Annotated in this window: 1 protein-coding gene; it reads left to right on the top strand. The window is 76.9% G+C overall.

Annotated elements, in window-relative coordinates:
- Positions 1–87: 87 nt before the first annotated feature.
- The gene (locus tag ACZ38L_RS13155) at positions 88–13,836 is read left to right on the top strand and encodes a type I polyketide synthase (protein ID WP_465692219.1); all 13,749 of its coding nucleotides are present in this window, start codon (positions 88–90) and stop codon (positions 13,834–13,836) included.
- Positions 13,837–13,838: the final 2 nt, after the last annotated feature.

Raw genomic sequence — 13,838 nt, 5'->3', positions numbered from 1 at the left:
GGGAATTCGGGCGCGCCTGCCGCCGGGTGATCGTCCTCTCACGGGCGCCCGCCGGTCCGGCTCGTCACGAAGGAGTGGTGAAGCACGATGACTCACGGATCCGGTCCCGACACGCCCATCCTGTGGACGCTCTGCGGTGACAGCGCGGCCCAACTGGCCCAGCGGGCACGGATCCTGCACGGTGAGCTGACGGAACGCCCGGAGCTGCGACCCGCGGACGTGGCGTACGCGCTCGGCGGCCGACCGACCGGCGGTCCGCACCGCGCCGCGCTGGTCGGGTCCGACCGGGACGGCCTGCTCGCGCAACTCGCCGCCCTGGCGGCCGGGTCGACCTCGGCCGGGCTGCTCACCGGCACCACCGGGGAGGGCGACACGGCCCTCGTCTTTCCCGGCCAGGGCTCCCAGTGGCCCGGCATGGCGACCGAACTCCTCGACCGGGCACCGGTGTTCAGGCGTCGGCTGGACGACTGCGCGCAGGCGCTGGAGCCGTTCACCGACTGGTCGCCGCTGGATGTGCTGCGCGGTGCGACGGGTGCGCCCGAGCCGGCCGGCGCCGACGTGGTCCAGCCGGTCCTGTTCGCCGTGACACTCGGGCTGGTCGCGCTCTGGGAGTCCTACGGGGTGCGGCCGGCGGCGGTGCTGGGGCACAGCATGGGCGAGATCAGCTCCGCCGTGGTCTCCGGCGCGCTCGATCTGGACGACGCGGCCCGGGTGGTCGCGCACTGGAGCCGGCTGCAGGCCACGCTGGCCGGGCGGGGCGACATGGTCTCGGTGATGAGCCCGGTGGACCGGGTCCGCCCGCTGCTGGACCGCTGGGGTGGCCGGCTCGCGGTGGCCGCGGTCAACGGCCCCGGCTCGGTGGTCGTTTCGGGGGACGTCGACGCCGCCGCCGAGCTGGTCGCCGCGTCCGATGCGCTCGGCCTGCACGCCCGCCGGGTCGCGGTCGGACTGGCCGCGCACTCCCCGCACATCGACGCGATCCTGCCCGAACTGCGCGCCGTGCTCGCCCCGTTGCGACCCCGGCCTGCCCGACTTCCCTTCTACTCGGGACTGACCGGCGGCCGGCTGGCGGACCCGGTGCTGGACGCCGAGCACTGGTGTCGCAACCTGCGCGGCACCGTGCTGTTCGCCCCGGCCGCCGAGGCCCTGCTCGCGGACGGCCACCGGCTGCTCCTGGAGGTGAGCCCGCACCCGGTGCTGACCGCCGCGCTCCAGGAGACCGCCCGCTCCCGTGGCGTGGCGTCCAGGGTGCGCGGCTCGCTGCGCCGTGACCAGGGCGGGCCGCAACGGGTGTTCACCACGCTCGGCGAACTCTTCGTGGACGGGCACGGGTTGGAACTGACGGCGATCGCGGCGGCGTCCGGCGGGCGGGCCGTGGAGCTGCCGCCGGAGCCGGCCGAGGAGCCGGCGGCGGACGCCCCGGTCGAGGACGGGCTCACCTGGCCGGAGCGGCTGGCCGAGCTGGGTGAGTCGGAACAGCGCACCCTGCTGCTGGAGTTGGTCGGCGCCGCGGTCAACGAGGCGCTGGGCCGGACCGGTCCGGTGACCGCCGACCGGAGCTTCCTGGACCTCGGGCTCGACTCGGTCAGCGCGTTGGCGACCCGCAACCTGCTCGGCGTGGCGACCTCGCTGAACCTGCCCGCCACGCTGGTCTTCGATCGGCCCACGCCGGCGGCGGTGGCGGAGTTCCTGCGGGCCGAACTGACCGGCGTGCCGGCGGCGGCGGAGTCCTCGCGAGCCGAACCGACCGGCCGGGCGGACCGGGACGACCCGGTGGTCATCGTCGCGATGGGCTGCCGCTACCCGGGCGGCGCCGACAGCCCGCAGCGGCTCTGGGAGTTGCTGGCGGCCGGCGGCGACGCGGTCGCGGAGTTCCCCACCGGGCGCGGCTGGGACCTCGCCGCCGGGTACCGGCCCGACGGCCGCGAGCCTGGCCGCTTCTACCAGCGGGCGGCCGGCTTCCTGGCCGGGGCCGAGCTGTTCGACGCGGAGTTCTTCGGCATCTCGCCGCGCGAGGCGCTGGCCATGGACCCGCAGCAACGACTGCTCCTGGAGACCGCCTGGGAGACCTTCGAGCGGGCCGGGATCGAGCCGGGATCGCTGCGCGGCAGCCGAACCGGTGTCTTCGTCGGCGCGATGACGATGGACTACGGGCCGGGGCTGACCTCGGGCTCGGAGCTGTCGGGCCATCTGCTGACCGGCACCACCGGGAGCGTGGCGTCCGGCCGGCTGGCGTACGTCTTCGGGCTTGAGGGCCCGGCGGTGACCGTGGACACCGCGTGCTCGTCCTCGCTGGTCGCGCTCCACCTGGCCGCCCAGTCGCTGCGGCGCGGGGAGTGCGACCTCGCGCTGGCGGCCGGGGTGACCGTGATGTCCACGCCGGGGATGTTCATGGAGTTCAGCCGGCAGGGTGGACTGGCACCGGACGGGCGGTGCAAGGCCTTCGCTGCGGCGGCCGACGGCTTCGGGCTGGCCGAGGGCGCGGGCGTGCTGCTGCTGGAGCGGCTGAGCGACGCGCGGCGCGGCGGGCACCCCGTGCTCGCGGTGCTGCGCGGCTCGGCGGTCAACCAGGACGGCGCCAGCAACGGGCTCACCGCGCCGAACGGCCCGTCCCAACAGCGGGTGATCCAGGCGGCGTTGGCCGACGCCGGGCTGAACCCCGCCGATGTGGACGCGGTGGAGGCGCACGGCACCGGCACCACGCTCGGCGACCCGATCGAGGCCGGCGCACTGCTCGCCAGCTACGGGCAGAATCGCGAACACCCTTTGTGGCTCGGCTCGTTGAAGTCCAACATCGGGCACACCCAGGCCGCCGCGGGTGTCGGCGGGGTGATCAAGATGGTGCTGGCCATGCGACACGGGGTGCTGCCGAAGACCCTGCACGTCGACCGGCCCTCGCCGCACATCGACTGGAGTGCCGGCGCGGTCGAACTCCTCACCGAGCAGACCGGCTGGCCTCGCACGGACCGGCCGCGACGGGCGGGGGTGTCCTCGTTCGGGGTGAGCGGGACCAACGCGCACGTGGTGTTGGAGGAGGCGCCGGCCACCGCCGTCGAGCCGTCGGCACCGGCCGTGGGGCCGGTGGTCTGGCCACTCTCCGCGCGCACTCCGCAGGCCCTGGACGCCCAGATCGCGCGGCTGCGCGAGCACGTGACCAGCATGGACGCCGAACCGCTCACGGTGGCAAGGGCGTTGGCGGGGAGGACCGCGTTCGAGCACCGCGCGGCGTTGGTCGGCGACCGGGACCAGCTGCGCGCCGAGCTGGCCGCGCCCCTGCCGCGTGGCCGTAGGACCCCTGGACGCACGGTCTTCGTCTTCCCCGGGCAGGGCTCGCAGTGGGCCGGGATGGCCGCCGAACTCCTCGACACCGAGCCGGCGTTCGCGCGGCGGATGACCGAGTGCGAACAGGCTCTGGCACCACACGTCGACTGGCGGCTCACCCGACTCCTGGGCGATCGAGCGCCGTTGGATCGCGTCGAGATGGTCCAGCCCGCGCTCTGGGCGGTCATGGTCTCCCTCGCCGCGCTCTGGCAGCACCACGGCGTCCGGCCCGACGCCGTCCTCGGCCACTCCCAGGGCGAGATCGCCGCGGCGGTGGTGGCGGGCGCGCTCACGCTGGAGGACGGCGCCCGGGTCACCGCCCTGCGCAGCCGGGCCCTCGGCGTGCTGGCCGGTCACGGTGGGATGACCAGCATCAACCTCCCGGCGGAGCAGACCGAGCGGCTGATCGCCCGCTGGGCCACGGCTCTGTCCGTCGCTGCCTACAACTCCCCCACCAGTACGGTGATCGCGGGCACCCGCGAGGCGCTGGCCGAACTCCACGCCTACTGCGCCGCCCAGGGCGTCCGGTATCGGGCGATCGACGTCGACTACGCCTCCCACTCCCCCCAGGTCGAGCGGATCCGCGCGCGGCTCCTCACCGTGCTGGGCGACATCACGCCCGTCACCCCGCGCATCCCGATGTACTCCACCGTCACCGGGCAACGGCTCACCACACCCCCCGACGCCGAGTACTGGTACACCAACCTGCGCCAACCGGTCCTGCTCACCCGGGCACTGGCCGAGCTGCGGGCCCAGGGCCACACCCACTACCTCGAAACCAGCCCCCACCCCGTCCTCGTCCCCACCATCGAGGAAACCCTCGACACCGCGACCACCACCCCCACCCTCCGCCGCGACGACCACAGCCACCACCGCTTCCTCCACTCCCTCGCCCACGCCTGGACCCACGGCCTCCCCGTCGACTGGACCACCGTCCTCGGCGAGGGCAGCCGCGCGGACCTGCCGACGTATCCGTTCCAACGTGAACGCTGCTGGCTCGCCCCGGAGCCGACCGGGACCGAAGTCGACGGTCTGTGGGGCGAGTTGGAGCGACAGGACCCGACCGATTTGTCGGCCACGCTCCGGGTGGACCCCGCCGCGCTCGACGAGGTGCTGCCCGCGCTGTCGCGTTGGCGGGCCGAGCGGTCCGTCGTGCGCCGGGCGGACTCCTGGCGCTACCGGATCGGTTGGCAGCCGCTGACGCTGAAGCCGGTCGAGGGGGCTCCGGCCGGCCGCTGGCTGGCCGTGCTGCCCGAGGGCGGGGCCGGCGGCGAGGTGGTCGACGCGCTGGCCGCGGTGGGCCTGGAGCTGGCCACGCTGACCGTGGGCGGCCCCGGGGAGACCCGGCGGGCGCTGGCGGAGCGGCTGGGCGACGCGGTCGACGGCGAACGGCCACTGACCGGCGTGCTCTCGTTGCTGGCCCGCGAGGACCGCCCACACCCCGGCCTCCCGGACCTGCCCGGTGCCGTCTCGCTCACGCTGGCGCTGGTCCAGGCGCTGGGCGACGCGGGGATCGAGGCGCCGCTCTGGTGCCTGGTGAGCGGCACGGCGGTGCTCGGCGCGGGCGAGCGGCCGGGCGCACCCGTCCAGGGTGCCGTGGCCGGCCTGGCCCGCACGGTGGCGCTCGAACACCCCGAGCGTTGGGGCGGGTTGCTGGATCTGCCGAGCGAACCGGACGAAGGGGCGGCCCGCCGACTGTGCGCGGTGCTGGCGGCGGCACGCGACGAGGACCAGGTGGCGGTGCGCTCCACCGGCGTGCACGGCCGCAGGCTGTTGCCGGCCCCGACGCGCACGGCGGCGCCCGAGTGGCGGCCGACCGGTGCGGTGCTGGTCACCGGGGGCACGGGCGCGGTCGGAGCGCAACTGGCGCGCCGGCTGGTGACGCGGGGCGCCGAGCGGGTGGTACTGGTCGGTCGCCGGGGTGCGCAGGCGCCCGGTGCGGCGCGGCTGCGGGCGGAGCTGGGCGCGGCCGTGACGATGGTCGGCTGCGACGTGACCGACCGCCGGGCGCTGGCCGCCGTGCTCGACGAGCACCGGCCGACCGCCGTCGTGCACGCCGCCGGGTCGCTGGACGACGGGATGTCGGACGCGTTGACCCCGGAGCGGATGGCCTCCGCGCTGCGGACCAAGCTGACCGCGGCCCGCCTTCTGCACGAGCTGACGGCCTCCTGGGAGCTGGACGCCTTCGTGGTGTGCACCTCGGTGATGGGTGTGGTCGGCAACGCCGGCCAGGGCAACTACACGGCGGCGAACGCGGCGCTCGACGCGCTGGTCGCGCAGCGCCGGGCCGCCGGTCTGCCGGGCACGTCGATCGCCTGGGGAGCCTGGGGCACCGACGACGGCGATGACGGCGGCAACGGCGGCGGCGGTGCCGGCATGCTGACCGACGACGTGGCGCGGCGGCTGCGCGACCGGGGCCTGCCGGCCATGGCCCCGCGCACGGCGGTCACCGCGGTCGACCGGGCGCTGACCGAGGGCGACGAGCTGGTGGTGGTCGCCGACGTGGACTGGCGGCGCTTCGCCGCGGCGTCCGGCCTGCGCCCGGCGCTGTTGGAACGGCTGCCGGCCGCCGCCCCGGAGCGGTCCACCGCCCCGGCGGCAGCGGGCGGGACGCTGGCCGACCGGCTGGCCCAACTACCGCCCACCGAGCGGCCACGCCTGCTGACCGACCTGGTGCGCACCCACGCGGCGGCGGTGCTGCGGCACGCCGACACCGGCACCGTACCGCCCGCGCGGGCCTTCGCCGAGCTCGGCTTCGACTCGCTGACCGCCGTCGAGCTGCGCAACCGGCTCGGTGCCGCGACCGGCCTGCGGCTGCCCGCGACCGTGCTGTTCGACCACCCGACCCCGCTGGCGGTGGCCGAGCGGCTGCTCGCCGAACTGCGGCTCGCCCCGGGCCCGGTGGCCGAGGACGCGGCCTCGGCCACCGGCGACGAGCCGCTGGCCGTGGTCGGGATGGCCTGCCGCTTCCCCGGCGGGGTGGGCAGCCCCGAGGAGCTCTGGGAGCTGCTGGCCGGCGGCACCGACGCGGTGGGCGACTGGCCGACCGACCGTGGCTGGGACGTCGAGCGGCTCTACGACCCGGATCCGGACCGGCCGGGCACCACCTACAGCCGGCGCGGCGCCTTCCTGGCGGACCCCGGCGGGTTCGACGCCGAGTTCTTCGGCATCTCACCGCGCGAGGCACTGGCCATGGACCCGCAGCAGCGGCTACTGCTGGAGACCTCCTGGCAGGCCCTGGAGGACTCCGGGCAGGATCCGAGCGGGCTGCGCGGCCGGCGGATCGGCGTCTTCGTCGGCACCAACGGCCAGGACTACCCGGACGCGCTGGCCGGCGCCGAGGACGTCTCCGAGGGCCACCTGCTGACCGGCAACACCGCCAGCGTGCTCTCCGGCCGGATCTGCTACGCACTGGGCCTGGAGGGCCCGGCGCTGACCGTGGACACCGCGTGCTCCTCCTCGCTCGTCGCCGTGCACCTGGCCGCCCAGGCGCTGCGCCGCGGCGAGTGCGAGCAGGCGCTCGCGGGCGGGGTGACGGTGATGTCCACGCCGAAGCTGTTCGTGGAGTTCAGCCGCCAGCGCGGGCTGGCGCCGGACGGCCGGTGCAAGGCGTTCTCGGCGGACGCGGACGGCACCGGCTGGGGCGAGGGCGTCGGCCTGCTGGTGCTGGAACGGCTCTCCGACGCTCGCGCCCGCGGCCACCGGGTGCTGGCCGTCGTCCGCGGCACGGCGGTCAACCAGGACGGCGCCAGCAACGGGCTGACCGCGCCGAACGGCCCGTCCCAACAGCGGGTGATCGAGGCCGCGCTGGCCGACGCCGGCCTGCGCCCCGCCGACGTGGACGTGGTCGAGGCGCACGGCACCGGCACCCGGCTCGGCGACCCGATCGAGGCGCAGGCGCTGCAGGCGGTCTACGGCCGGGGGCGGCCGGCGGACCGGCCGCTGCTGCTCGGGTCGGTGAAGTCCAACATCGGCCACACCCAGGCAGCCGCCGGGGTCGCCGGAGTGATCAAGACGGTGCTGGCGATCCGGCACGGCGTGCTGCCGAAGAGCCTGCACGTCGGGGAGCCGAACCCGCTGGTGGACTGGTCGGCGGGCGCGGTCGAGCTGCTGACCGAGGGCCGGGACTGGCCCCGGCTGGACCGGCCGCGCCGGGCCGGGGTCTCCTCGTTCGGGATCAGCGGCACCAACGCGCACGTGATCGTCGAGCAGGCCCCGGCGGAACCGGCCGGCGCGCCCCGGCCCGAACGGCGGCTTCCGCTGCTGCTCTCCGGACGCGGCGAGGCCGCGCTGCGGGCCACCGCCGAGCGGCTGGATCGGTACCTGGAGGAGCGGCCGGAGGTCGATCTCGCAGAGCTGGGCCGGGCGTTGGCGGCGAGCCGGGCCGGCCTGGAGCACCGGGCCGCCGTGCACGGACCGGACCGCGCGGCGCTGCGCGAAGGCCTGCGGGCGCTGGCCGCCGGCACCCGCTCGGCCGCGGTGAGCACCGGCGTGCTGCCGCCGGTGGTCCGGACCGCGTTCCTCTTCCCCGGCCAGGGCAGCCAACGCGCGGGCGCCGGAGCCGAGTTGTACCGCACCGAGCCGGTCTTCGCCGACGCGCTGGACGAGGTGCTGGCCGCGCTGGACCCGTGGCTGGACCGGCCGCTGCGCGAGGTGATGTTCGCCGAGCCCGGCAGCCCGGCGGCCGGGCCGCTGGACCGCACCCGCTACACCCAGCCGGCGCTGTTCGCCCTGCAGACCGCGCTGTTCCGGCTGCTGCGCCACCGGGGTGTGACCCCCGGCCTGCTGCTCGGGCACTCGATCGGCGAGCTCTCCGCCGCGCACGCGGCCGGCGTGCTGGAACTGGCGGACGCCTGCGCGCTGGTCGCCGCGCGCGGCCGGCTGATGGACGAACTGCCCGCCGGCGGCGCGATGGTGGCCGTGCAGGCCGAGGAGGACGAGCTGGCGGCGGCGCTGGCCGATCCGGGCGTCGATCTGGCGGCGGTGAACGGGCCGCGCTCGTGCGTGCTGTCCGGCGAGCGCGCGGCCGTGCTGCGGGTGGCCGAGGAGTTCCGGGCGCGCGGGCGGCGGGTCAAGCGGCTGACGGTCGGCCGCGCCTTCCACTCCGCGCTGCTGGAGCCGATGCTGCCGGCCTTCCGGGAGGTCGCGGCGGGTCTGCGCTACCACCCGCCGGTGCTCCCGGTGATCTCGGACCTGACCGGCGAGCCGGCCGGCGCCGAGCAGCTCTGCTCCCCCGACTACTGGGTGCGGCACGCGCGCGGCACGGTCCGGTTCCTGGACGGCGTGCGGCGGTTGGGGGCCGAGGGGGCGAGTGGCTTCGTCGAGCTCGGCACCGGCGGGGTGCTGTCGGCGTTGGTCCAGGAGGGCCTGCCGGACACGCCCGAAAGCGCGGTGGTGACGCTGCTCCGGCAGGGGCGCCCGGAGCAGGAGTCGGTGACCGCCGCCCTGGCCCGGCTGCACGTCCGAGGCGTGCCGGTGGACTGGGCCGCGGGGAGCGTCGCCCCGGCCCGCCTCGAGCTGCCCGGCTACCCCTTCCAGCATCGCCGCTACTGGCCGCGGCCGATCTCCGCCTCCGCCGACGCCGACCGCCTGCGCTACCGGATCGGCTGGCAGCCACTGGCCCGGCCGGCCTCGGCCACGCTCACCGGCCGCTGGCTGCTGGTCGCTCCCGAGCCCACGGACGCCCTCGCGGCGGACTGCGCGCGGGCGTTGGCCGAGCACGGCGCGGAGGTCGAGGCGGTGCGGGTGCCGGCCGGGACGGACCGGGCCGCGCTGGCCGCGCTGCTGCCGGCGGCGGCCGCCGGGGTGCTGGCCCTGCCGGCCGGGGACACCGACCTGCTGACGCTGGTGCAGGCGCTGGGTGACGCCGGCTCGGCGGCACCGCTGTGGTGCGCGACCCGGGCGGCGGTGGCGGCCGGCGGGCAGCCGGTCGAGCGGCCGGAGCAGGCCCGGTCGTGGGGCCTGGGCCGGGTCGCCGCGCTGGAGCACCCCGGGCGCTGGGGCGGACTGGTCGACCTGCCGGCCGAGCCGGGGGCGGCGGACTGGGCGGGCCTGTGCGCGGTGCTGGCCGGGCTGAGCGGTGAGGACCAGGTCGCGGTGCGCCCGGCCGGGCTGTTCGGGCGACGGCTGCGACGCGCCCCGGCGGCGGCGCGGCCGGCCGGCGTGGGCGGTCGGCTGACCGGCACCGTGCTGATCACCGGCGGCACCGGCGGGCTCGGCGCCCAGCTGGCCCGGCGGCTGGCCGAAGCCGGCGCGAAACACCTGGTGCTGACCAGCCGAGGCGGGGAACAGGCACCCGGGGCAGCCGAGTTGGCGGCCGAGCTGACCGAGCTCGGCGCCCGGGTCACCGTGGCGGCCTGCGACGTGGCGGACCGCGCCGCGCTGGCGGAGCTGTTGGCGAGCCTCGGCGAAGAACGGGTCGACGCGGTGGTGCACGCCGCCGGGTTGACCTCCGACACGCCGCTGGACCGGTGCACGCCGGCCGGCTGGGCCGCCGAGTGCGCCGCCAAGGCGGCCGGCGCGGCCAACCTGGACGCGCTCCTCGCGGACCGGCGGCTGGACGCCTTCGTGCTGTTCTCCTCGGTCTCGGCGGCCTGGGGCAGTGGTGGTCAGGGCGCGTACGCGGCCGCCAACGCCTACCTGGACGCGCTGGCCGAACACCGCCGGGCGCGCGGCCTGGCCGCCACCTCGGTGGCCTGGGGGCCGTGGGCGGGCGCCGGGATGACCGCGGGCGAGGTGGGCGGACGGCTGCGCGCGCTCGGCCTGCGGCCCATGGCGCCCGCGACGGCGTTGGACGCGCTGGAACGGGCGCTGGAGCTGGACGAGACCCACGTGGTGGTCGCCGATCTGGACTGGGCGCGCTTCGGGCCGCTCTTCGAGTCGGCCCGGCACAGCCCGCTGCTGGCCGAGCTGACCGGCGCGGCCGGGTCCGAGCCCCTGGAGGTGGCCGAGGAGTCGCCCGGCGTGCTGCTGCGCCGCCGGTTGGCGCCGCTGGGTGCGCCGGCCCGCCGGCAGTTGCTGGTGGAGCTGGTCCGCGCCGAGGCGGCGGCCGTGCTGGGACACCGCGACGGCGACGAGATGGCGGCCGAACGGCCGTTCCGGGAGGCCGGGTTCGACTCGTTGACCGCGGTCGAGCTGCGCAACCGGCTGGTCGCCAGCTGCGGTCTGGAGCTGGCCGTCACCACGGTCTTCGACCACCCGAGCGCCGCCACCCTGGGCGAGCACCTGGCGACCGAGCTGTGCGACGACGCGGCGGCGCCCGAGCCGGCCGGCGGGCCGCTGCCGGCCGGTGAGCCGCTGCCGGCCGGTGAGCCGCTGGCGGTCGTCGGGATGGCCTGCCGGTTGCCCGGCGGGGTGAGCAGCCCCGAGGAGCTGTGGCGGCTGCTCGCGGACGGCACGGACGCGATCGGCGCGCTGCCCACCGACCGAGGCTGGCCGCTGGAGGCGCTGTGCAGCACCGACCGGGACGCGCCCGGCACCTTCTACGCCACCGCGGGCGGGTTCCTGTCCGACGCCGGCGAGTTCGACGCCGAGTTCTTCGGGATCTCCCCGCGCGAGGCGCTGGCCATGGACCCGCAGCAGCGCCTGCTGATGCAGGCCGCCTGGGAGGCCGTGGAACGGGCCGGGATCGATCCGACGGCGCTGCGCGGCACCGCCGGCGGGGTCTTCCTGGGCCTGGCCGCGCAGGGGTACGGCACCGGCCCGCAGGACGTGTCGGCGGACGTCGAGGGCCATCTGCTCAGCGGCACGGTGACCAGTGTGGCGTCCGGCCGGATCGCCTACACGCTCGGTCTGGAGGGCCCGGCCGTCACGGTGGAGACCGCGTGCTCCTCCTCGCTGGTCGCCCTGCACCTGGCCGGGCAGTCGCTGCGGGCCGGCGAGTGTTCGCTCGCGCTGGTCGGCGGCGCGGCGGTGCTGGCCGGGCCGGACGCCTTCGTGGAGTTCAGCCGCCAACGCGGGCTGTCGGCCGACGGGCGCTGCCGCTCGTTCTCCGACGACGCCGACGGCACCGGCTGGTCGGAGGGGGTGGGCATGCTGCTGGTGGAGACGCTCGCCGAGGCCCGCCGGCTCGGCCACCCGGTGCTGGCCGTGGTGCGCGGCACCGCCGTCAACCAGGACGGCGCCAGCAACGGCCTGACCGCGCCGAACGGCCTGGCCCAGCAGCGGGTGATCCGGCAGGCGCTGGCCAACGCGGGCCTGTCCGCCGCCGACGTGGACGCGGTCGAGGCGCACGGCACCGGCACCACGCTCGGCGACCCGATCGAGGCCGGCGCACTGCTCGCCAGCTACGGGCAGGACCGTGAACAGCCCCTGTGGCTAGGCTCGTTGAAGTCCAACATCGGCCACACCCAGGCCGCCGCCGGGGTCGCCGGGGTGATCAAGTCGGTGCTGGCGCTGCGGCACGGGGTGCTGCCGAAGACCCTGCACGCCGAACGGCCCTCGACCCGGGTGGACTGGTCGGCGGGCGCGGTCGAGCTGCTGACCGAGGCCCGGCCGTGGCCGACCGTCGACCGGCCGCGGCGGATCGCCGTCTCCGCGTTCGGGATGAGCGGCACCAACGCGCACGCCGTGCTGGAGCAGGCCCCGGACGAGCCGGCCGTGCCCCCGGAGCCCTCGGCAACGCCCTGGCTACTGTCGGCGCGTTCACCGGCGGCACTGCGCCGCCAGGCCGCCCGGCTGCTGGAACGGGTGGACGAGGATCCCGAGTTGACGGCGGACGAGATCGCCCGCACCCTGGCCACCGGCCGGGCCGCGCTGCCACTGCGGGCCGCGCTGGTCGGCGCGGACCGGGCCGAGCTCCGCGCCGAACTGGCCGCGCTGGCCGCCGGATCACCCTCGGCCGGGGTGTTCGAGGGGCGGGCCGGCGGTGCGGGGACGGTCTTCGTCCTCCCCGGGCAGGGCTCTCAATGGCCCGGCATGGCGGTGGAGTTGCTGGGCGCGTCGGCGGTCTTCGCGGAGCGGCTGGCCGAGTGCGAGCGGGCGCTGGCCCCGCACGTGGACTGGTCGCTGACCGAAGTGCTGTGCGGTGGCGACCCGTTGGAGCGGGTGGACGTGGTGCAGCCGGCGCTCTGGGCCGTCATGGTGGCACTGGCCGCGGTCTGGCGGGCGCACGGCGTGGAACCGGCCGCCGTGGTCGGCCACAGCCAGGGCGAGATCGCCGCCGCCGTGGTGGCCGGCGCGCTCACCCTCGAGGACGGCGCGCGGGTGGTCGCGCTGCGCAGCCGCGCCCTGCGCCGGCTGGAGGGTGCCGGCGGGATGGTCTCGGTCAGCCAACCCCTGGAGAGCGTGGGGAAGTTGATCGAGCCGTACGGCGAGGAGCTCTGCGTGGCGGCGGTGAACGGGCCGCAGGCCGTGGTGGTGGCCGGTGCGCCCGGGCCACTGGACGGGCTGCTGGCCGACTGCGAGCGGGCGGGGGTGCGCGCCCGGCGGATCCCGGTGGCCTACTCGGCGCACTCCGCCCAGGTCGTCGGGGTGCGCGCCGAACTGTTGGCGGGGCTGGCCGGGATCGCGCCCCGGCCCTCCGCCGTGCCGCTCCTCTCGACCGTGACCGGCGAGTGGATCGACGGTGCACTACTGGACGCCGAGTACTGGTACCGCAACCTGCGCGAGCCGGTCGCGTTCGACACCGCGACCCGGGCGCTGCTGGCGGCGGGGCACCAGTTGTTCGTCGAGGTGAGCCCGCACCCGGTGCTGGTGGCGGCGGTGGACGGCTCGGCCCAGGCGGCCGGGCGGCCGGCCGTCGCGGTCGGCACGCTGCACCGGGCGGACGGCGGGCCGGGGCGGCTGCTCCGCGCGCTGGCCGAGGCGTGGGCCGCCGGCGCGCCGGTGGCCTGGCGGGCGGGTCGCCCGCGCCGGCCGGACCGGCTGCCGACCTACCCGTTCGAACGCGAGCGCTTCTGGCTGCCCTCCCCCGGGCGCGGCGGCTGGACGGCGCCGGCCGCCGCGCCCACGGCACCCGGCACGACCGGGGAACCGGCCGTCGACCCGGCGGCCGATCCCGCGGCCGAGCTGGCGCTGCGACTGGCGCCGCTGGACCGGGCGGACCGGCGTCGGGTGCTGGTCGAGCTGGTCAGCGCGCACGCCGCCGCGGCCCTGGGCCACACCTCCGCGGCGGCCGTCCGCCCCGACCAGGCCTTCGCCGAGCTGGGCTTCGACTCGATGCTCGCGGTGCGGTTCCGCAACCGCCTGTCCACGGCCACCGGCCTGTCCCTGCCCCCGACCGCGGTCTTCGACCAGCCCACCCCGGCGGCGCTGGCCGGCCTGCTGGAGCGCGAGCTGTGCCCCACGCCCCGACCGCCGGCCGAGGTCGAACTGGACCGACTGGCCGAGGCGTTGGCCGGGCTGGATCCGGCCGCGCCCGGCGCGGACGCGGTCGGCGACCGGCTGCGCGAGCTGCTGCGGAGCTGGGGCGAGCGCGGCGGCCGGGGCCACGAGTCGCCCGAGCCGCTGGCGCTGGAGGCGGCGACCGCCGACGAACTCTTCGACCTGCTCGACAACGACTTCGGAATGGCCTGAGG

This window comes from Kitasatospora sp. NPDC024654 (assembly GCF_055559155.1).
The sequence above is the reverse complement of the archived record's forward strand: the minus strand, read 5'-3'. Positions and strand labels throughout refer to the sequence as shown.

What these genes read in the sequence shown, in the direction of transcription:
- ACZ38L_RS13155 (WP_465692219.1), top strand. Translation starts at nt 88, where the DNA reads ATGACTCACGGATCCGGTCCCGACACGCCCATCCTGTGGACGCTCTGC.